Here is a 21,062-nt window from a genome sequence, read left to right as displayed (position 1 = left end):
ATCTCAACCTATAGGGCCAATCACACACAGCTTGACGAATGGCCACTTACTGGACAGCATTTCCAGACTGGAATCCCCGTTACGGACATCCTTATATATTCATTACGTTTTTCTGTGCCGTGTGACCGTTTACACCGTTCCACCCGGCAATTAAGGACGCCCGTTTAAACCGCAAAACATCTCCAGAAGGCCACATCATTGTAATTCACGATATTTCCCTCATATCTTGACTCACTACGTCCTTGGCCCACCGAATCCGGATGTCAGGTTGGAGGAGTCAGTGGTCCCGTCCGGCGGTGCCGCGATCGAGGTGCGCGGGCTGTGGAAGATCTTCGGCCCCGGCGCCGACCGCGTCCCCCACAGCTCCCTCGCGCGCCTTCCCCCCGCCCTGCTCAGGGAGCGCACCGGCTGCGTCGCCGCCGTCAGGGACGTCACCCTCTCGGTACGGCCCGGCGAGGTGTTCGTCGTGATGGGCCTTTCGGGAAGCGGCAAGTCCACCCTGGTCCGGTGCCTGACCCGGCTGGTCGAGCCGAGCGCCGGGGAGATCACGATCGCCGGGCAGGACGTGCGCGCCGCCACCCCGGCGCAGCTCAGGCAACTACGCAGGCACCGGGTGAGCATGGTCTTCCAGCACTTCGGCCTGCTGCCGCACCGGGGAGTCCTCGACAACATCGCCTACGGCCTGGAGATCCAGGGCGTCCCCAGGGCCAGGCGGCGGCGCAGGGCCGAGGAGCTGCTGTCCCTGGTCGGCCTCGACGGCTTCGCCGACGCCAGGCCCGACACGCTCTCCGGCGGCATGCGCCAGCGGGTCGGCCTGGCCAGGGCGCTGGCGTGCGAGCCCGAGGTGCTGCTGTTCGACGAACCCTTCAGCGCGCTCGACCCGCTGATCCGCAGGGACATGCAGGCCGAGGTCACCCGCCTGCACCGCGAGGTCGGCACGACCATGGTGTTCGTCACCCACGACCTGTCCGAGGCGCTCAGGCTCGGCGAGCGCATCGCGATCATGCGGGACGGCGGGATCGTCCAGCTCGGCACCCCCGAGGAGCTGGTCGGCACCCCCGCCGACGGCCACGTGGCCGCCTTCGTCAGGGACGTGCCCAGGGGCGAGGTGCTCTCGCTGCGCTGGATCTGCCGCCGCCCGCGTGACGGCGAGCGCCTCGACGGTCCCGCCCTGGCCTCGGGGACGGTCATCCGCGACGCGGTGCCGACCGCGATGGGTACGGCGCTGCCGATCGTGGTCGTCGAGAACGGCCGGGCGGTCGGCGTGGTGGACCGGCTCGACCTGCTGTCCGCGATGAGCGGCCTGCCGACGACGGGCGCGGGCCGCGCGTGACAGCCTCCCCCGTGCGAACCGCCCCGGCGCCACCCGTCCTCTCCGAGAGCACGGGCGTGCCCGCCGTACGCGACCGGTGGAGAACGCCTGCGGCGGCGGTGGTCGCGACGGTGGCCGCCTACCTGCTCTTCAGGGGGAGCGCGACGCTGCCCCACGACGACGAGGCGGCGCCGTTCCGGCTCCTCGGCGACCTGCGGGAGTGGGTGGACGCCAACAGGAACGCCAGCCCGGTCTTCCTGTTCCTCGTCAACTACGTGCGCCTGTTCGCGGGAGCCGTGAACGACGGCCTCGCCCTGCTCCTTCGGGAGCTCGGCTGGGCCGGGACCGCGGGCCTGGCCACCGGGATCGGCTGGCTGGCCGGTGGCCCGAGGACCGCGGCGACGGCGCTGGCCGGGTTCTGCGCGTTCGGGGTACTGGGGGTGTGGCCGCAGAGCGCGGACACCCTCGCGCTCGTGCTCGCCTCGGTCCTGCTCTCCCTGCTGCTCGGCCTTCCGCTGGGCGTGTGGGCCGGCCGTTCGGTACGGCTGCGCCGCCTGCTCGACCCGGTCCTCGACGTGATGCAGATCATGCCGACCTTCGCCTACCTGGCGCCGATGGTGCTGTTCTTCCAGATCGGACCGGCCGCGGCCGTCGTGGCCACCACGATCTACGCCATCGCCCCGGCGATCAGGATCACCGCGCTGGCCGTCGAGCGGGTCTCCCCCTCGGCGGTCGAGGCCTCGGCCTCGCTCGGCGCGACCCGCTGGCAGACGCTACGCACGGTCCACCTGCCCCTGGCCCGCCCGACGATCGCGCTGGCCGTCGGCCAGACCGTCATGATGGCGCTGTCCATGGTGGTGATCGCCGCGCTGATCGCGGCCCCCGGGCTCGGGGCGGGCATCGTCACCGGTCTGTCCAGGGCCGACGTGGGTCTCATGCTTCCCTCGGGTGTGGCCCTCGTGGTGATGGCCGTCGTCCTCGACAGGATCGTCACGGCCTCCGCGCGCTCCGCCGTACCCGCCAGGAGCACGCTCGTCGGAGCGGCGGCGCTGACGCTCTGCGGGGTCGCCGCCTCCGGCCTGCTGGGCAACGGGTTCCCTCCCGGCTGGACGCTCCACCTGGCCGGGCCGGTGAACGAGGCCGTGACCTGGGCGAAGTTCTCGTGGTACGGCGTGACGGACGCGGTCAGGAACCTCACGACCGAGGCCCTGCTCAACCCGTTGCAGGAGGTGCTGACCGGCTCCCCCTGGTGGCTGGTGGCCGGGGTCGCGCTGGCCGTCGCCTGGCGCGGCGCCGGTCCCCGCAATGCCGTGGTCGCCGTCTGCTGCCTGCTGGCCACGGCCCCGCTCGGGCTGTGGCAGCACACCATGGAGACGCTGACCACCGTGCTGGTCGGGACGGCGCTGGCGCTGGCGGCCGGGTTCACGCTCGGCGTCGCCTCGGCCCTCTCCCCCCGCTTCTCCGCCGCGCTGCGCCCGTTGCTCGACGCCGCGCAGACCATGCCGTCGTTCGTCTACCTGCTGCCCGCGCTTGCCCTGTTCGGCGCGAGCCGCTTCACCGCGGTCCTCGCCGGCGTGGTCTACGCCCTGCCCCCGGTCGCGCGCCTGGTCCAGGACGGGATCGGCGCCGTCTCCCCCTCGGCCGTCGAGGCCGCGCGCTCCTGTGGCTCGACCGAGTGGCAGGTGCTGTGGAAGGTCAGGCTGCCCCTGGCCAGGGGGGCGATCCTGCTCGCCGCCAACCAGGGCGTCGTCATGACACTCGCCATGGTCGTGGTCGGCGGGCTGGTCGGCGGGGGCGGACTCGGCTACGACGTCGTCTCCGGCTTCGCCCAGCGCGCCGACTTCGGCATGGGACTGGCCGCCGGGGTGGCGACGGTGCTGGTCGGGATCGCGCTCGACCGGATCACCCGGGGCGCGGCAGGGCGCCCCGCAAGGAAAGTCTCCCGAAGGTTTCCCGGAAAGACCGGAAAGAAGAGGATCGCATGAGGATCGGACGCAGCCTCCGCCTGCTCGCCGGCGCTCTCACCGTCGCGCTGGCCGCGGGGTGCGGCGGCGCCAGGGTCGAGACGGGCCAGGCCACGACACCGACATCGACACCGGAGCCGACATCGACGGGCGCCGTGGTGCGGATCGCCGTCAACCCGTGGGCCGGGTACGAGGCCAGCGCGGCGGTGCTCTCCCACCTGCTGGAGAAGAAGCTCGGCTACACCGTCGAACGCAAGAACCTCGCCGAGCAGGTCTCCTGGGAGGGCTTCGAGAAGGGTGACGTGGACGTCATCGTGGAGAACTGGGGCCACGAGGACCTGAAGAAGACCTTCATCCAGGACAGGAAGGTCGCCGTCGAGGCGGGTTCGACCGGCAACAAGGGCGTCATCGGCTGGTACATCCCCGGCTGGATGGCCAAGGAGTATCCCGGCATCACCGACTACCGCAACCTCAACAAGTACGCCGACCTGTTCAGGACCTCCGAGTCAGGCGGGAAGGGCCAGTTGCTCTTCGGCGACCCGTCCTACGTCAGCAACGAGGAGTCCCTGATCAGGAACCTCGGGCTGAACCTGAAGGTGGTCGTGGCGGGCAGCGAGGCCGCGCTGATCGAGTCGGCGACCCAGGCGCAGCGCCAGCGCAAGCCGCTGCTGTTCTACTTCTGGACGCCGCACTGGCTGTTCGACAGGATCGACCTGGCCAGGATCACCCTGCCCCCGCACGCCGAGGGCTGCGACGCCGACCCCAAGAAGGTCGCCTGCGACTACGCAGAACTCGACCTCGACAAGATCGTGAGCAGGAGGTTCGCCGAGACCGGCGGCCGGGCCTACGAGCTGGTCAAGAACTTCTCCTGGACGAACGAGGCGCAGAACGCCGTCGCCAACGACATCACCACCAACGGCATGACCCCCGAGGCCGCGGCGGAGAAGTGGATCGAGGCCAACGAGTCCGTCTGGTCCGCCTGGATGCCCCAGTGAGGACCCTGACCCGTCTCGTCGCGGTAGCCGTACTGCTGGCGTGGCTGCCCGGGTGTGCGGCCCCGCAGCAGAGGCGGCCGGTGACCGGCGGCCTGGTGCGGATCGCCGTCAACCCGTGGGTCGGCTACGAGGCGAGCGCCGCCGTCCTCGGCGTGCTGCTCGAACGGGAACTCGGTTACACCGTGCAGAAGGTGAAGCTCAACGAGACCGAGTCATGGGAGGGAATGGAAAAGGGGACGGTTGACGTCATCGTCGAGAACTGGGGCCGTGAGGCGGAGAAGAAGACCTATATCGAGGAACGGAAAGTCGCGGTTTCCGCCGGGCGCAACGGCAACAGGGGCGTCATCGGGTGGTACGTGCCCCAGTGGATGGCCGAGCGATATCCCGACATCACCGACTGGCGTAACCTCAACAAATACGCCGCGCTGTTCAGGACCCAGAAGTCCGGCGACGCCGGTCAGATTCTCGACGGCGACCCCTCCTATGTCACCAATGACGAGGCCCTGGTGCGCAATCTTCGCCTCGACTACAAGGTGGTCTACGCGGGAAGTGAGAAAGCTCTGATCAACGCCGCCGAGATCGCCACGGAACGGCGCACCCCGCTGCTGATGTACTTCTACGAGCCGCAGTGGCTGTTCACCCGGCTCAAACTGGTCAAGATCAACCTTCCCCCCTACGCGATCGGCTGCGACGACGATCCCAAGAAGGTGGCCTGCGACTACCCGCCCTACCTGCTGGACAAGGTCGTGAGCAGGAGGTTCGCCGAGACCGGCGGCAGGGCCTACGAGCTGGTGCGCAACTTCACCTGGAGCAACGACGACCAGAACGCCGTGTCCGACGACATCGTCAACGGGAACCTGAGCCCGGAGAAGGCCGCGGAGAAGTGGGTCAGGGAGAACGGGATCGTCTGGAAGGACTGGATCCCCACCTGACATCCGGTACGGCACGGCTACGGCACGGACGGCGCCGTGCCGTACCCCGCGTCGGTCAGACCGACATGCCGTAGGCGGCACGGACCCGCAGGACGTGCTCGACCAGCGTGATGAGCGTGGACTTGACGGAGTCGCGGGAGCGGGCGTCGGTGCGCACGATGGGGACGTGCGGGGCGAGCGCCAGGGCCTCGCGCACCTCGTCCTCGGAGTGCAGGAACCTGCCGTCCCAGCCGTTGATGCCGACCACGAACGGGAGCTTGGCCTCCTCGAAGTAGTCGATCGCCGGGAAGCCGTCGGCCAGCCGCCGGGTGTCGACCAGGACCACGGCGCCGATCGCGCCACGGACCAGGTCGTCCCACATGAACCAGAACCGGTGCTGGCCGGGCGTGCCGAACAGGTACAGGATCAGGTCCCGGTCGAGCGACAGGCGGCCGAAGTCCATCGCGACCGTGGTGGTCGCCTTGTTCGGGGTGAGACCGAGGTCGTCGATACCGGCGCTCGCGTCCGTCATCACCGCCTCGGTGGTCAGCGGCAGGATCTCGGAGACGGCACCCACGAACGTGGTCTTGCCGACGCCGAAGCCCCCGGCGACGACGATCTTCGTCGACGTCAGGCCGCCACGGTTAGAGCCTGCGAAGTCCACTGAGAACCCTTTCGAGCATGTTGAGATCCGGTTGTCCCTTGTCGAGGCTCGGCTGGTGGAGACGGACGAGTCCCTCGTCCGCCATGTCCGCGACCAGCACCCGGGCCACGCCGAGCGGGACCCTCAGCAGCGCCGAGATCTCGGCGACCGACCGGAACGCCCGGCACATCCTGATGATGGCCTCCTGCTCGGGGGTGAGCAGGGCCAGCTCCTCGTCCATGATGAACGAGGAGGAGACCAAGGTCTCGATCGCCATGTGGTAGCGCGGTTCGGCGCGACCGCCGGTGACCGTGTAGGGACGGAACAGGGGCTCCTCGTCCCCGCCCCCCTCACTCCCGAGCACGGCCCTCTCCAGCTCCAGCTCCAGCGAGGCTCATGGTCATCTCCCTCGGGAGGCCTGCAGTTCGGCCCGCAGGGCGGGGGTGAGCACCTGGCCCGCGCGGTCGACCAGCAGGGTCATCTGGTAGGCGACCAGTCCCATGTCGCACTCGGGTGAGGCGAGCACGGCGAGCACGGAGCCGTCGCTGATCGCCATGACCAGCAGCAGCCCCCGCTCCATCTCGACCACCGTCTGGGTGACGGCGCCGCCCTCGAAGACGCGGGACGCCCCGACGGTCAGGCTGAGCAGGCCCGCGGCGACGGCGGACAGCTGGTCGGCCCGGTCGTCGGGAAAGCCCTCCGAGCTGGCCAACCGCAGTCCGTCCGCCGAGACGCACACGGCGTGCGCCACTCCTGGAGTGCCCCGGACGAACTCGGTGATCAGCCAGTCGAACCTGCTTGCCTCGTGGCTCAGGATCGTCACGAGCTCTCCTCCCTGTCCGCCAGGGTCCTGGCGGCGTCCTCGTTGAGTTCGGCCCGTCCTCGCCGTACCCCCTGCTGGAAACTCGACAGGCGGCTGCGGACCCGCTCGGGCGAGAGGGGCGGCATCGGAGTCGACGGTGCGGCCGGGACTCCGGCCGTGCCCGGGACAAGGTTGGCCTTCGGCGTGCGCTTGGGCAGGCCCGCGGCGGTGATCCCGCCGAGGGTCGGGTCGCTGGCCGCCTGGGCGGCCCGCCAACCTGCGTCGGCCGCCGTCTCCCAGTTCTCCGGTTCACGGACGGGTGTCCGCGGCCTGAGCGGCCGGGCGACGGGCTCGGAGTCCTGGCCGGGATCGCCGGTCTGGGCCTCCGGTGCGTCGTCACGTGTCTCCGGCTCGGAGATGTCCTGCGCCGCGGGCCGCACCGGCCCGCCGGACTCCTCCGGCTCGTAGGTCTCCTCGGGCTCCTCGGGCTCCTCGGGGCTGACGTACCCGTTGGCCGCCGCCTCGGTCCTGCGGAACCAGGCGGACTCGACCGAGGCGAAGATCGGCAGGAACTCCTCCTGCTCGGGTTCGAGCGGCGAGACCCGTACGGCCGGCATCGAGGCGGTCGCCGGGTCGTCGTGGGCCTCAAGGGCGTCGTGGGAGCTGTGCCCCCAGGCGGAGAAGCCGCTCGCCGTCGAGGGGGGAGCCCCCGCGCCACCGCCCGCGCCGGGGACCGGCCGCTTGGGCAGCGGGTAGGCCGTACCCGCCGGGGCCCCGAGCGAGCCCGAGGCGATGGGCTGGTCGGCGGGGAAGGGGTGCTCGTCGGCGAAGGACGCCGAGGCGAAGGGGTCCTGCTGCGGGAACGAGGGGTGTCCCTGCGCGAAGGAGTTCTGCGGGAAGGAGTTCTGGGAGGTCCGGCTGAGGGAGGTTCCCGCGAACGAGCTCTGGCCGAAGGAACTCTGCCCGAAGGAGCTCTGGCTCTGCGAGTCTCCGCCCCAGGAGGGGGTCTGGCTTGGCTGGGTCGTCTCGACGATGAGCGCGGCCGGGAACAGGACCATGGCGATGAGGCCGCCGGTCTCCTGCGGGCGCAGCTGCACCCGGATGCCGTGGCGCAGGGCCAGGCGGCCGACCACGAACAGGCCCATCCTGCGGGAGACGGAGACGTCGACGACGGGCGGGTCGGCCAGGCGCCGGTTGGTCTCGATCAGCTCCTCGTTGGTCATGCCGATGCCCGCGTCGCTGACCGCGAGCAGCGCGCCGCCGCCCTCGATCATGCTGCTGGAGACCACGACCTGGCTCGCCCTCGGGGAGAACTGGATGGCGTTCTCGACCAGCTCGGCGATCAGGTGGACGACGTCGTTGGCCGCGCTTCCCGCGACGGAGAGCGTGCGGTGCACCTTGACCTGGACCCGCTCGTAGTCCTCGACCTCCGACAGGGAGGCGCGCACGACGTCCACGAGCTTGGCGGGCTGGCTGCGCCTGCGGGAGGGCTCGTGGCCCGCCAGGACCAGGAGGTTCTCCGAGTTGCGGCGCATGCGGGTGGCCAGGTGGTCGAGCTTGAACAGGTCGGAGAGCCGTCCGCCGTCCTCCTCGCCCTTCTCCAGGCCGTCGATCAGCGAGATCTGCCGTTCGACCAGGGTCTGGGTGCGGCGTGAGAGGTTGACGAACATCGCGCTGATGTTGGAGCGGAGCTCGGACTCCTCGGCCGCCAGCCGTACGGCCTGCTGGTGGACCTCGTCGAAGGCCTTGGCGACCTCGCCGATCTCGTCCTTGGTGTCCACGGAGATCGGGGCGACATCCGGTGCCCTGGTCTCCCCGGAGACCCGGAGGTTGCGCACCACCTCGGGCAGCTTGAAGCCCGCCACGTCCAGCGCCTCGGAGCGCAGGCGGCGCAGCGGCAGGACCATCGAGCGGGCGATGAGGACGGTGAGACCGAGGACCAGCATCAGCAGGAGCAGGATCAGCCCGGAGGCGATGATCGCGTTGCGCTGCTCGGTGTCCTCAAGCTCCCTGGCCCGGGTGATCACCGCCGCGGCGACCTGGGTCTCGACCTTCTTCATCCGGTCGAGGATCGTGGTGTTGTCGGAGAACCACTGCTTGACGGCGGCGAAGTCGGTCAGCAGGCGGCCCTGCGGCTGCGAGCCGCTGGCCAGCACGATCGCCCTGGCCTTGGTCAGCTCGGCCCGGTAGACCTTCTCGTCCATCAGGGCCTTGACGAGGAGCTGGCGGTTGGCGCCGCTGGCCTCGATGGTGAAGTCGGCCTTGTACTCCTCCATGCGCGACCTGGAGGCGATGAACTTCTCGATCTCCTGCGCGGTGATCTGCGAGGGGGCGTAGTAGCCCGCGAGCAGACGCGAACGCTGCCGGGAGACCTCCTCCTTGGCACGGGCCAGCGCGCTGAGCGCCCGGGTGTTGCCGATGATCTCGGGGTCGTCGCTGACCAGCGTGAGCTCCTCGTGCAGCTGCAGCAGCGGAGCGATCATGATGCTGTAGCGCTCGGCCCGGTTCGTCCCGGGGAGCTTCCTGAGCTCGCCCAGGCCCGCGAGCTGGTATCCCACGTCCTTGGCGGCCTCGGCCGCGCGCTGGCCGTAGCTGTCGTCGATGCTCTGCAGGTCGAGCCTCACCTGGCTGACCAGCGCGTCGACGGTCTTCTCCTGCGCCGTCGCCACTTCCTGGAGCCCCTGGTTCGAGGGCTGGAAGGCCGCCCAGGCCACACGGTCACGTTCCAAACCGAGAGCCTGTGCCAGTTCTCGCAGCGAACCGGAGTACTCGGCCGCCGAGGCGGTCCGCTGGTATCCGGCCACGCTGTCGATGGAGGCGACCACGCGCGTTCCTGCGAGCACCACGCCCACCACGGTCGGCACGAGGATCAGGGCGGTGAGGCGCGTCCGCACACGCCAGTTCCGCAAACCGAACCGGGCGGCGAAGCGCCTGCCACGGCTGTGTGCCGCGGTTCTGCCGCCCTCGGTTGTCGCCGTCGTCACCGCTCTCGCTCTACCTCTCACCATCACGACATAGGTGGCCCTCATCAGACCACATGGTCACGGGACGCAATCGACATAGCCGACAAACCGGACGCAATCGTTACGAAGGTGACGAGAGAACGATTTCCTATGGTTATCGCAAGGCGGCAAGCACCCGGTCCCGCACCAGTGCCCGCTGGGCCTCGTCAGTCAGAGGACGCCCGGCTCTATCGACAACGTAGAAGACATCCACCGCCTCTGCGCCGAGAGTCTCTACACGTGCGGCTCGCACGTCAAGACCACAGTCTCCAAAAGCCCTGCCGATTCGCCACAATAGTCCCGTTCGGTCCCGTACGCGCACCTCTATCACGGTTGCCGTATTGGACGCGTCGTCAACAATGGTCACCCTCGGTGGCGCGACCGGCACCCGGGGTCGCCGGGCGGAACCGGCTCTGCGGGCGAGGCGCTGCCCGATGTCGAGGCGCCCGGCCAGGACGAGCCGCAGGTCAGCCTCAAGCGTCGCCGGATCGGGCGGCGAGCCGTACTCGGGGACGACCGCGAACTCGATCACCGCCGTCGCCCCCGCCGAGGCGGCCGACGCGGCGCGCACGACCATCCGGTGCGCGGCGAGCACCCCGGCCGCGCTCCACAGCACCCCGGCCCTGTCCGGCGCGACGACGGTCACCGCTCCCCCGTTGACCCGTACGGCGCCGCCACCGTGTCTGGCCAGCGACGTCTGCGCCGCGGAGAGCATCGGCGCGGGCCTGACGGGGGTTCCGGACAGCACCGAACGCACCCGGCGCACGAGGTCGGCGACCAGGGAGGCCTTCCACGAGTTCCACGCGGCGGGTCCCGTGGCGCGTCCGTCGGCGACCGCGAGGGCGGCCAGCAACTCCAGGACCTCGCGTGATCCGACCGCCTCGGCCACCCTGGAGATCGTCACCGGGTCGTCGAGGTCGCGGCGGGTCGCGGTCTCCGGCAGCAGCAGGTGGTGGCGAACCACCCGCTCCAAGGTCTCCACATCTGGCGCGGAGAGTCCCATCCGGGCACCGATATCCCGGGCCACGACCGCCCCGGTCACCGAGTGGTCCCCGGGCCAGCCCTTGCCCAGGTCGTGCAGTAGGGCGGCGATGAGCAACAGGTCGGGACGGGCCACCTCACGGGTGAACGCGGCAGCCCCCGCCGCCGTCTCGATCAGGTGCCGGTCCACGGTGTAGCGGTGCACGGGGTTGCGCTGCGGGCGGTGCCGTACGCGCTCCCAGTCGGGCAGCAGCCCGGCCACCACGCCCGCCTGGTCCAGCTCCTCCCAGACCGGCACCGCGGCCCGTCCCGCGCCGAGCAGCCCGACCAGCGCGTCGCGCGCCTCCGCGGGCCAGGGGACGGGCAGCGGCGGTGACTGTACGGCGAGCGCGTTCACGGTCGCCTGCGCGAGCGGCAGCCCCGCCTCGGCCGCAGCGGCGGCGGCGCGCAGCACGAGGACCGGATCGGCGCGCGGGTCGGCGTCGCGGGCGAGCACGACCTCGCCGCCGTGCTCGACCACTCCGTCGGCGAGCGGGCGGCGCCCCCTGGGCGGAGGGCCGTTGACCAGCCGGTCCACGGCGCGCCAGGTGGCGTCGAAGGCGTGCGTGACCGTCCGCCCGGCCTCGGCGAGGGCGCGCATCAGCGTCTCGGCGTCGAGCAGGCCGAGCACGCCCGCCACCGCGTCCTGTTCCTGGAGCACCAGCCGGTCGCCGCGCCGCCCGGTCACCAGGTGCAGGGCGTGCCGGACGTCCAGCAGCAGTTCGTGGGCCTCCCTGACCCTCGGTCCCGGCGCGGAGGCGACCCAGGCGGCGGCCACCGCCTGCATCGCCTGCACGTCACGGATGCCGCCGCGGGCGTCCCTGAGGTCGGGTTCGAGCAGGAAGGCCAGCTCGCCGCAGGCCACCGCCCGCTGGTCCGCCGCCTCGCGCAGCTCGGCCAGCCTGCGCCGCGCCTCCGAGCGCCACCCGGCGAGCACGCCCTCGCGGGCCACCCTGGTCAGCTCGGGGTCGCCCGCGACGTGCCGGGCCTGGATCAGCCCGAGCGCCGCCTTCAGGTCGTTCCCGGCGACCGTGACGGCCTCCTCGACCGTCCGCACCGAGTGGTCGAGACCCGCGCCGGAGTCCCAGACCGGGTACCAGAGCCGGTCGGCGACGGCCGCCACGTCGTGACGGCCGTCGTACAGCAGGACCAGGTCCAGGTCGCTGCCCGGCGCCTGCTCGCCCCTGCCCAGGCTGCCGACCGCCACGAGCGCCACCCCGCCGGTGCGCTCGGGGGCGCCCGCCGCCCAGGTGCCGTCCCCGTCGTACGGCGGGCCGCAGGCGCTCCTCAGCAGCCCGGCGAGCCAGCGGTCGGTCTCCGCGGCCCGCTCCCTGCGGGCCGCGGCGTAGGAGCGGGTCTCGCCTCTCACCGGCTCACAGCGCCTCTGGGCCGCGTTCCCCGGTGCGGACCCGCACGACCGTGTCCACGGGCACGGACCAGACCTTGCCGTCCCCGATCTTGCCGGTCTGCGCCGCCTTGACGATGACGTCGATGACGTCGTCGGCGTCGTCCTCCTCGGCGAGCACTTCGAGCCGGACCTTGGGCACCAGGTCCACCTGGTACTCGGCGCCCCGGTAGACCTCGGTGTGGCCGCGCTGGCGGCCGTACCCGCTGGCCTCGCTGACCGTCATGCCCCTGACGCCGAACTGTTCGAGGGCGGCCTTGACGTCGTCGAGCTTGAATGGCTTGATGACGGCGGTGATGAGTCTCATGCGTCGACCTTCTTCGCGGTGCTGGGGGCCGTCTTCGCGGCGACCACGGGCGTCCTGACCGTGACGCCGGAGGCGTGCACGGTGCCCAGGTCGTAGCCGGTCTCGGCGTGGGAGGTGATGTCGATCCCGGTGACCTCGTCGTCGGCGCCGATCCTGAAGCCCATCACCCGGTCGATGACCTTGGCGATGACCCAGGTGAGGGCGAAGGAGTAGGCCGCCACGGCGACCGGGCCGAGAAGTTGGAGCCCCAGTTGCCGGAGGCCGCCGCCGTACAGCAGCCCCTTGCCCTGCTGGTCGAGGAAGGGGTAGGCGGCGAGGAAGCCGAGCGAGACCGCGCCGAGCACGCCGCCGACCATGTGGACGCCGACCACGTCGAGCGAGTCGTCGAAGCCGAGGCGGTACTTCAGGCCGACGGCGAAGGCGCAGGCCGCACCGGCGAGGGCGCCGATGACGATCGCCGCCCAGGGGTCCACGAAGCCGCACGCGGGGGTGATGGCGACCAGGCCCGCGACCGCGCCGGAGGCGACGCCCAGGCTGGTGGCGTGGCCGTCGCGGATCTTCTCCACGACCAGCCAGGCGCCCGCGGCGACGGCGGCGGCGATCTGGGTGTTCATGAACGCCAGGCCCGCGGTCCCGTCGACGGCCAGTTCAGAGCCCGCGTTGAAGCCGAACCAGCCGAACCACAGCAGACCGGCGCCGAGCAGCACCAGGGGCAGGTTGTGCGGGCGCATCGGCTCCTTGCGCCAGCCCACGCGCCTGCCGAGCACGAGGGCCAGCGCGAGCGCGGCGGCCCCGGCGTTGATGTGGACGACCGTGCCGCCCGCGAAGTCCTCGATGCCCAGGTCGAACAGCCAGCCGCTGCCCCAGACCCAGTGGGCGACCGGGAAGTAGACCACGGTTGCCCACACCACGGTGAACAGCACCCAGGCGCCGAACTTGACCCGGTCGGCGACGGCGCCGCTGATCAGGGCGACGGTGATGACCGCGAAGGTGAGCTGGAAGGCGGAGTAGACCAGGCTCGGCATCCCGGTGCCGTCGGCCTTGGTCGCGGTGTCCACCAGGCTCTGCAGCCCCAGGGCGTCGAACCCGCCGACGAAGGCGTTGACGATCCCGTTGCCGTTGTCGGTGAAGGTCAGCGAGTGCCCGTAGAGCACCCAGGCGACGGTTACGGTGATGATGCTCGCGAACGACATCAGCATCATGTTCAGGACACTCTTCGCCCTGGTCATGCCGCCGTAGAACAACGCGAGGCCCGGAGTCATCAGCAACACCAGCGCGGTGGCCGTGAGCATCCAGGCAGTGGTGCCGCTGTCGATCTTCATTCGAAGCGACCCTCCTTACGAATGGCGCGTGCCTGTCTCAGGTCGCAGTGAACGCTTCCGGGCTCCGTTGACCTGCCGCGCACTGACGATGCGCCCCAGCGTGTTCCCCGGTGGTTTCGCGACGCCGCTCGATGTGTTTCGGCTCTGTGAAACTCCACCGCACGGTGTTTCAGCCACGTTTCGGACGGAGCCACCCCAGATCACGAAATGTCCGAAACTGCCCCTGCAACCGACCCCAAGCCACCATCCGGTACGGCTCCCGCCAGACCCCTTCCAGCCACCCAAGAATGGGACACCACCGGCCCGAGACCATCACCCAACGGCCTTTTACCCACAAAACAGACGAAAGCCAGCAAAGATCAACAAGATCAGTAATAACCGGCTACGGACCGGGGTCGTGGACCTTATCGTGTGTGACGACAGTGGAATACGCGTACGACAGGAGACCCTCACCTGTGGTGAAACGTGATGATTCACCTTCTCCCCCACAGCAGCAGAAGCCCGAAATCGACACCACGGTTCCGCACTCGGCCCGGATCTGGAACTACTGGCTGGGCGGCAAGGACAACTACCCGGTCGATCGCGAGGCCGGCGAGCAGTTCGCCCAGGTCTTTCCAGGAATCGCCGGACTCGCCCGCGCCTCCCGGCACTTCCTCGCCCGGGTGGTCCGGCACCTCGCCGGAGAGGAGGGCGTCCGCCAGTTCCTGGACATCGGCACGGGCCTGCCGACCGTGGACAACACCCACGAGGTGGCCCAGCGGGTGGCCCCCGACTCCCGCATCGTCTACGTCGACAACGACCCCCTCGTGCTGGTGCACGCCGGAGCGCTGCTGACCAGCACCCCCCAGGGCGTCACCACCTACATCAACGCCGACCTCTACGACCCGGACACGATCCTGGAGACCGCGGCCGAGACGCTGGACCTCACCCGGCCCGTCGCGCTCGTGCTGATGCAGATCACCGGACACATCCGCGACACCGCCGAGGCGCACGCCATCGTGCGGCGGCTCATGGACGCCCTGCCCCCGGGAAGCTTCCTGGCCTTCAACGACAGCGTGGACACCAACACCGACAACCTCGCGGCCACGCAGCAGTACAACGACAGCGGCGCCGCCCCCTACCACCTGCGCAGCGCGCGGGAACTCGCCGGTTTCTTCGACGGCCTCGACCTCCTCGACCCCGGCGTCGTCCCGATCACCCAGTGGCGGCCCGAGGTGCCGTTCCTCGGCCTGACAGACGGCCCGACAGGCGGCCCGGCAGGCGGCCCGGCAGGCGGCCCGGCCGACGACGTCGCCGCGCTGGGCGGCGTCGGCCGTAAGCGATAAACCGGCCACGGGCCGTGAATCCGACCACACGGCGACCGCCTCCGCGCCCCTCGCACGCGAGACGGCCGCCGTGCCGGTCCGGGACCGGCGCGTCGTGGTCCGGCGTCGGCGACCGTCGCCAGAAAGTGACTGAACATGCACATCGAGACCACGAAGGACCTGCGGGAGAACCGGATCGTGGACGGCTCCCCCACGGGGGCCGGGCCGATCGTCCTGCGGATGCTGCTCGGCGTCCGGCTCCGGCGGCTGCGGGAGGAGAAGAACGTCTCCCTTGAGGAGGCGGGCGAGACGATCCGGGCGTCACGTTCGAAGATCAGCCGTCTGGAGCTGGGCCGCACCGGTTTCAAGCAGCGGGACGTGGCCGACCTTCTCACCCGCTACGGCCTCACCGACGAGGCGGAGCGCGCCACCCTGCTGGAGATGGCACGGCAGGCCAGCAGGCGCGGCTGGTGGCAGCCCTACGGTGACCTGGTGCCGAGCTGGCTCGACTCCTATCTCGGGCTTGAGCAGGCCGCCGCGGTCATCCGCGCCTACGAGGTCCAGCTCGTCCCCGAGCTGCTGCAGACCGAGGACTACGCCCGCGCCGCCATCCGCCTCGCCCACCAGGACGCCACGAACACCGAACGCGAGCGCCGCGTCGAGCTGCGGATGCTACGGCAGCAAATCCTGCACCGGCGGAACGCGCCAAGGCTGTGGGCCGTCATCGACGAGGCGGCGCTGCGCCGTCCGATCGGCGGCACCGCGGTGATGCGCGCCCAGTTGGAGCACCTGATCGCCGCGACCGAGCTGAGCCACGTCACCGTCCAGGTCATGCCGTTCAGCGCGGGCGGCCACGCCGCGTGCGGCGGCCCCATCACCATCCTGCGCATGCCCGAGCAGCAGCTCCCGGACGTGGTCTGTCTCCGGCACCACACCGGCGCCGTCTGCCCCGACAGGCCGGGCGACGTCCAGCGCTACTGGCACATCATGAACCAGCTCGTGATCCAGGCGGAGCCCGCCACCGGGACCCGGGACATCCTCAACCGGGTCATCGCGGAACTCCCAGACCTCTGACGGAAACCCGATCCGGTACGGCTCCCCGAGGCCGTACCGGATCGCAGGGTTTCAGGCGGCCATGGCCATCTTCCGCAGCCTGGCCAGGGCGTCGCGCTCGATGCGGCGGGCGCGGTCACGGCCGATGCCGTAGCGCTCGCCGACCTCGGTCAGCGTGTGCTCGCGGCCGTCCACCAGGCCGTAGCGCCAGCGGAGCATCTCGCGGGTCTGTCCCTCAAGGCCGGTCAGCCACTCCTCAAGACGCTCGCGCTCAAGGATGTCCATGGCCTGCTGCTCGGGGTCGGCCCACGTCTCGTCGGCGATCATGTCGCCAAGCTCGGTCTCGTCCTCGTCACCCACGCCGAGCTGCAGGGAGACCGGGTCGGAGGCCCAGCGGCGCAGCTCACGCACCCGCTCGATGGGCAGTTCGAGCACCTCGGCGAGGTCGGCGTCCGTCGGCTCCTGGTCGAACTCGGCGAGCATGTCGCGCCTGACCCGCATCAGCCTGGTCATCTGCTCACCGGCGTGGGTCGGCAGGCGCACCGGCCTGGCCTGCTCGTGGATCGCCCGCCCGACGGACTGACGGATCCACCACGTCGCGTACGTCGAGAACTTGTAACCCCGCCGATAGTCGAACTTCTCAACCGCCCTGACCAGGCCGAGGTTCCCCTCCTGGACCAGGTCGATCAACGGCATTCCGCGCCCCGAGTATTTGCGCGCGACCGCCACCACAAGACGTAGGTTGGCCTGAATGAACTCGTCCTTGGCCCGCTGTCCGGAAACAGCAAGTCGTTCGAGCTCCTCGTCGGCCGCGTCCCCGATCCGCGGCTCCGGCGAGCCGCCGTCGAGCAACTGCTCAGCGAAGAGACCGGCCTCGATCCGCTTGGCGAGCTCGACCTCCTCCTCCGCGGTGAGCAGGGGGACCCGCCCGATCTCAGCCAGGTATGTCCCAAGCAGGTCTCGATCAGAGACGTGCTGATCCTGCGTCCGATTCCCCGTCGGCCTTGCCATCAGATGGCACCTCGTTCCGCCTGCTTATGGCAGGCCCGCGCGCTCAATCGAGACCCCGGGCGCGCGAACATGCCGCTTGCCTCAACAACGCCCGGACCAGGGCAAAGATTCCCCAAAAAAGTACGCCGAGAGAACGGTTTTGGATTTCCTCCTCAAGGAGGATGTTCCAGGACACAGCATCATGAGGTCGCCCGGTTCCCTGTCGGGGAGGGCTCAAACCACACCGGTCAGAGGTGATCCCCGCGCACTTCCGCGATCACCTCGGTGAGGGCCGCTCCCACGTCGCCCAGGACGTGTCTGCCCTCCTCGACCACCCGGCGGCCTCCCGAGACCACGGAGTGCACGTCCCCCGCCGTCGCGGCGAAGATCGTGATCTCCACGGCGTCCTCGGGGCAGGCTCCCGCCGTACGGACCGAGTCCAGGCGCACCGAGACCAGGTCGGCCCACGCGCCCGGCACGAGCATGCCCGCCTCGGGGAAGCCCAGCGAGGCGTGTCCCGAGGCGGTGGCGGCCTGGAGGAGTTCGGCGGCCGTCCAGTGGCCGCGCCGCTCGGTGACCAGCCGTTCGCCCAGCTCGACCCCGCGCGCCTCCTCGAACAGGTCGATCACCGCCTGGCTGTCGGAGCCGAGCGTGACGGGTGAGCCCGCGTCGAACAGCGCCCTGACGGGTCCGAGCCCGTCGGCCAGGTCCCGCTCGGTCGTCGGGCACGCGCAGACGTGGGCGCGCGACTGCCCGAGCAGCGCCACGTCCACCTCCGACAGGTGTACGGCGTGCACGGCGGTGGCGCGGGGTCCCAGGACGTCGTGCTCGGCGAGGAGTTGGACGGGGCTGGCGGTGTAGGCCTCGACGCAGGCGGCGTTCTCCTCGCGCCGTTCCGAGACGTGGACGTGCAGCGGGACCGCGTGGTGGTGCGAGAGGGCGCCGACCACGGGCATCTGCTCGGCGGGCACCGCGCGCACCGAGTGGAGGGCGACCCCGATCTCGACGTCGTGTTCTCCCCGGTAGAAGCCGAGCAGTTCCTCGACCCGGACCGCCCACCGCTCCGAGTCTCCGTCGCCGAAGCGCAGCTGGGCGCCCGTCAGCGGGACGCCGATGCCCCCGGCCAGGTAGCAGGTGTCCAGCAGCGCGATGCGCAGTCCCGCCCGTCGCGCGGCCTCGACGAGCGCGTGGCCCATGGCGTTCTGGTCCTCGTACGGCCTGCCGCCCGGCGTGTGGTGAAGGTAGTGGAACTCCCCGACACAGGTGATCCCGGCCAGCGCCATCTCCGCGAAGACGGCAGTGGCCAGCCGGTGGTGGGAGTCGGGGTCCAGGGCCGCGGCGACGCCGTACATGCGCTCGCGCCAGGTCCAGAAGTTGCCCTTCTCCCGCTGCGTCAGCCCGCGCAGTGCCCGGTGGAAGGCGTGGGAGTGCGCGTTGGCCAGTCCGGGCAGGGTCAGGCCCGCCAGCCGTACGGCACCGGCGGGAGGGGTGGCGACGCCGGGGGTGATCTCGGAGATGCGGGAGCCCGCGACCGTGACGAGCACCCCGGGGACGACCTCGCCCGGCGGCAGCCAGGCCAGCTCACACCAGTAGTCCGTCTCCGGCGCCTCTGAGGAGGACGGGGACGCTGCGGCGAACACCCTCCATTATGTGAACAGGGTCGTTCACGGGCGTCCCGCGCGGCTCACATGAGGCGCAAAAGGGTCGTCCAAGACACCGCTCAGTTGACCGGCCCCGTCGAGGGGCGGACGGTGATCTCGGTGATGTGGGCGTCGGGGGTGGCGGTCACCGCGGTGAGCACAACCCGCGCCACCGACTCGGGCGTCAGATATCTGTCCGGCTCGTAGTCGGCGCCCTCCTGTTCGCGGACCCCGCGCTGCATGTCGGTCGCGATCCGCCCCGGGTGGACGGAGGTGACCCGCAGGGCGGGCTCCTCAAGGCGCAGCGCGTCGCCGAAGGCCCGCAGCGCGAACTTGCTCGCGGCGTAGGGCGCCCAGTCGGGGTTGGCCCGCAGGCCCGCCCCGGAGTTGATCAGCACGACGTGCCCCGAGGCCGCGCGCAGGGCGGGCAGCAGCAGCCGGGTCAGCTCGGCGACCGCGACCACGTTGACCTCCAGCGTGCGCCGCCAGACCTCGGCGGGCGTCTGGGCGATCCGCCCCAGGATGGCTACCCCGGCGCTGTGCACCAGCACGTCGAGCCGGTCGATCCCCGCGACGTCGGCCTCGGTGACGGCGGTCAGCTCGACGGGCCAGGGACGCGAGCCGGGCAGCTCGGCCGACAGCGCGGCCAGCGCCTCGGCGTCCCGGCCGCCGAGCAGCAGGTCGTGGGTGGGGGCCAGGGCGCGCGCGACGGCGGCGCCGACCCCCCGGGAGGCCCCCGTCACCAGGGCCAGGGGACGTTCGGACATGTGGATCACCCTACCCGTGGCTCCCGCGCCACAGTCGGCACCGTAGCCCACGTTTGACACGGTATTCAAACTTGAATAAAAAATTGCATATGTCCTCAACGCGTGTTCTACTGCTCGGCGTGCTGCTCGACGGCCCTCTCCACGGTTACGAGGTACGGCGCCGCCTCGAACTCATGGGCACCCAGCACTGGGCCAACGTGGCCTACGGCTCGATCTACCACGGGCTCGCCAAGATGGCCGACGAAGGTCTTCTTGAGCGGGTCGAGGAGGGCAAGGGAGGCAAGACCGTCTATGGCATCACCGAGATCGGCCGCGCGGAGTTCGCCCGGCACCTGATGAGCCACTGGTGGGAGATCAAGCCGATCGTGGACCCGTTCCAGGTCGCTCTCACCTTCATGGACCGGCTCTCACAGGCCGACCTGACCTCGGCGATGGAGGCCAGGGCCGCGCAGCTGCGCTTCTCGATCTCCATGACCGAGCGCGCGATCGGCGGCAAGCGGGCCTTCGGCGCCCCCCGGCACATCGACGAGTGCCTGCGCCTCAACATCCTCCAGCTCCAGGCCCAGCTCACCTGGGTCGAGGAGGCCATGGAGAAGGTGAGGAACGGGGAGCTGCCCTGAGAGAGGACTTCCCCGGCCACCCCCCAACATCCGGAGAAACGGAGTGTCATGATCATCGAAGCGCGCGGCCTGCGCAAGACCTTCACCAGGCGCGGACGCGGCGGAACCGAGCGGATCGAGGCCGTCAGGGGCATCGACCTCTCGGTCGCGGAGGGCGAGATCTTCGCCGCCCTCGGCCCCAACGGGGCAGGAAAGACCACCACCGTCAGGATGCTCGCCACCTTCACCGCCCCGACCGAGGGGACCGCGACCGTCGCGGGCCACGACGTGGTACGGCAGGCGGCCAAGGTCAGGGAGCGGATCGGATACGTGGGCCAGACGGGCGGGATGGACGACAACGCCCCCGGCCTCGACAGCCTCCTGCTGGCCGCGCGCATCGCGGGCCACTCCCGCAAGCAGGCGGCCGTCCGCGCCGACGAGCTGCTCGCGGCCTTCAGCCTGACCGAGATCGCCAGGCGCCCCCTCAAGACGCTCTCCGGCGGTCAGAAGCGGCGCTTCGCACTGGCCGTCGGCCTGGTGAACCGGCCGCCGCTGGTCTTCCTCGACGAGCCGACGACCGGCCTGGACCCGCAGAACCGCGCCAACCTGTGGCAGGAGGTGCGCGCCCTGCGCGACCAGGGCACCAGCGTGCTGCTGACCACCCACTACCTGGACGAGGCCGACGCCCTGTGCGACCGGCTTGTCATCATCGACAACGGCCAGGTCGTGGCCGAGGGCACCCCGCAGGGGCTCAAGAAGGAGATCGCCGGGGACGTCGTCACCCTCAGGGTGGACGACCAGGCCGCCGCGCTCGCCCTGCTCGCCGCGCAGCCGTACATCAAGGAGACCCAGGAGCGGGACGGCGCGCTGCTGGCCTATCTCGACGACGGCGAGCGCAACCTGACCGGTCTGCTGCGCGCCCTTGAGGCCGGGGGCCTGGCCATCCGGTCCATCTCGCTCGACCGGGCCACGCTGGACGACGTCTTCCTGCGGCACACGGGCCGCTCCCTGCGTGACGCCGCCTGA

General features: G+C 70.5%; 18 protein-coding genes. 8 read left to right on the top strand and 10 right to left on the bottom strand.

All coding sequences use genetic code 11. The annotated features are described in order from the left end of the window. Positions 1–268 precede the first annotated feature (268 nt). Genes FHS44_RS08500 through FHS44_RS08485 form a run of 4 tightly spaced genes read left to right on the top strand, consistent with a single transcriptional unit; the run spans position 269 to position 5,203 of the window. Positions 269–1,333, top strand: coding sequence for a quaternary amine ABC transporter ATP-binding protein (locus tag FHS44_RS08500; protein ID WP_221460383.1), 1,065 nt, complete (start codon positions 269–271; stop codon positions 1,331–1,333). A gap of 11 nt (positions 1,334–1,344) precedes the next feature. Next, positions 1,345–3,297, top strand: coding sequence for an ABC transporter permease (locus FHS44_RS08495; protein ID WP_184713278.1), 1,953 nt, complete (start codon positions 1,345–1,347; stop codon positions 3,295–3,297). Further along, positions 3,294–4,271: an ABC transporter substrate-binding protein gene (locus tag FHS44_RS08490; RefSeq protein WP_184713277.1), complete on the top strand. Its 978-nt coding sequence runs from the start codon at positions 3,294–3,296 to the stop codon at positions 4,269–4,271. Before FHS44_RS08495 ends, FHS44_RS08490 begins: the two co-directional genes overlap by 4 nt. Continuing rightward, the gene (locus FHS44_RS08485; protein ID WP_312863569.1) at positions 4,268–5,203 is read left to right on the top strand and encodes an ABC transporter substrate-binding protein; all 936 of its coding nucleotides are present in this window, start codon (positions 4,268–4,270) and stop codon (positions 5,201–5,203) included. The genes FHS44_RS08490 and FHS44_RS08485 overlap by 4 nt, the downstream gene beginning before the upstream one ends. 55 nt (positions 5,204–5,258) lie before the next feature. Here FHS44_RS08485 and FHS44_RS08480 read toward each other — a convergent pair whose 3' ends face one another. From FHS44_RS08480 to FHS44_RS08450, 7 genes are all read right to left on the bottom strand, one after another. Beyond that, positions 5,259–5,846: a GTP-binding protein gene (locus tag FHS44_RS08480; protein ID WP_376771569.1), complete on the bottom strand. Its 588-nt coding sequence runs from the start codon at positions 5,844–5,846 to the stop codon at positions 5,259–5,261. Next, entirely contained in the window at positions 5,827–6,189 is a 363-nt protein-coding gene (locus FHS44_RS08475) for a DUF742 domain-containing protein (RefSeq protein WP_184713276.1), read from the bottom strand. Before FHS44_RS08475 ends, FHS44_RS08480 begins: the two co-directional genes overlap by 20 nt. Before the next feature lie 36 nt (positions 6,190–6,225). Then, positions 6,226–6,648: a roadblock/LC7 domain-containing protein gene (locus FHS44_RS08470; protein ID WP_184713275.1), complete on the bottom strand. Its 423-nt coding sequence runs from the start codon at positions 6,646–6,648 to the stop codon at positions 6,226–6,228. Beyond that, positions 6,645–9,611 carry a sensor histidine kinase gene (locus FHS44_RS08465; RefSeq protein ID WP_184713274.1) on the bottom strand — a complete coding sequence of 989 codons (2,967 nt, stop codon included), beginning with the start codon at positions 9,609–9,611 and terminating at the stop codon, positions 6,645–6,647. The genes FHS44_RS08470 and FHS44_RS08465 overlap by 4 nt, the downstream gene beginning before the upstream one ends. Positions 9,612–9,744: 133 nt before the next feature. Continuing rightward, positions 9,745–12,018: a [protein-PII] uridylyltransferase gene (locus FHS44_RS08460; protein ID WP_184713273.1), complete on the bottom strand. Its 2,274-nt coding sequence runs from the start codon at positions 12,016–12,018 to the stop codon at positions 9,745–9,747. A 4-nt stretch (positions 12,019–12,022) separates the two neighbouring features. Continuing rightward, the gene (locus FHS44_RS08455; RefSeq protein WP_184713272.1) at positions 12,023–12,361 is read right to left on the bottom strand and encodes a P-II family nitrogen regulator; all 339 of its coding nucleotides are present in this window, start codon (positions 12,359–12,361) and stop codon (positions 12,023–12,025) included. Then, the gene (locus FHS44_RS08450; protein WP_184713271.1) at positions 12,358–13,683 is read right to left on the bottom strand and encodes an ammonium transporter; all 1,326 of its coding nucleotides are present in this window, start codon (positions 13,681–13,683) and stop codon (positions 12,358–12,360) included. The genes FHS44_RS08455 and FHS44_RS08450 overlap by 4 nt, the downstream gene beginning before the upstream one ends. Positions 13,684–14,141: 458 nt before the next feature. Between FHS44_RS08450 and FHS44_RS08445 the strand changes: the two genes are divergently transcribed. Both FHS44_RS08445 and FHS44_RS08440 read left to right on the top strand, forming a co-directional pair. After that, positions 14,142–15,008: an SAM-dependent methyltransferase gene (locus FHS44_RS08445; RefSeq protein ID WP_312863568.1), complete on the top strand. Its 867-nt coding sequence runs from the start codon at positions 14,142–14,144 to the stop codon at positions 15,006–15,008. A gap of 135 nt (positions 15,009–15,143) precedes the next feature. Then, positions 15,144–16,061, top strand: a complete 918-nt coding sequence (locus tag FHS44_RS08440) for a Sco1979 family transcriptional regulator (RefSeq protein WP_184713269.1) — start codon at positions 15,144–15,146, stop codon at positions 16,059–16,061. Between the two features lie 51 nt (positions 16,062–16,112). On the opposite strand, the gene FHS44_RS08435 is transcribed toward FHS44_RS08440, so the two are convergent. The 3 genes from FHS44_RS08435 to FHS44_RS08425 all read right to left on the bottom strand — a co-directional run bounded on the left by FHS44_RS08435 (position 16,113) and on the right by FHS44_RS08425 (position 19,437). Next, positions 16,113–17,051, bottom strand: coding sequence for a sigma-70 family RNA polymerase sigma factor (locus FHS44_RS08435; RefSeq protein ID WP_184713268.1), 939 nt, complete (start codon positions 17,049–17,051; stop codon positions 16,113–16,115). Between the two features lie 227 nt (positions 17,052–17,278). Next, positions 17,279–18,670, bottom strand: coding sequence for a formimidoylglutamate deiminase (locus FHS44_RS08430; protein WP_184713267.1), 1,392 nt, complete (start codon positions 18,668–18,670; stop codon positions 17,279–17,281). Between the two features lie 80 nt (positions 18,671–18,750). Next, positions 18,751–19,437 (bottom strand): SDR family oxidoreductase, encoded by a 687-nt coding sequence (locus FHS44_RS08425; RefSeq protein WP_184713266.1) that lies wholly within the window; start codon positions 19,435–19,437, stop codon positions 18,751–18,753. 89 nt (positions 19,438–19,526) lie between these two features. Between FHS44_RS08425 and FHS44_RS08420 the strand changes: the two genes are divergently transcribed. After that, positions 19,527–20,057 carry a PadR family transcriptional regulator gene (locus FHS44_RS08420; RefSeq protein WP_184713265.1) on the top strand — a complete coding sequence of 177 codons (531 nt, stop codon included), beginning with the start codon at positions 19,527–19,529 and terminating at the stop codon, positions 20,055–20,057. A 48-nt stretch (positions 20,058–20,105) separates the two neighbouring features. Beyond that, entirely contained in the window at positions 20,106–21,062 is a 957-nt protein-coding gene (locus tag FHS44_RS08415; RefSeq protein WP_184713264.1) for an efflux ABC transporter ATPase subunit, DrrA-related, read from the top strand.

It is taken from the genome of Streptosporangium saharense (assembly GCF_014203715.1).
In the GTDB taxonomy this organism is placed as follows: domain Bacteria; phylum Actinomycetota; class Actinomycetes; order Streptosporangiales; family Streptosporangiaceae; genus Streptosporangium; species Streptosporangium saharense.
Note: the sequence above shows the minus strand (reverse complement) of the source record. Positions and strands in the feature narration are given on the sequence as shown.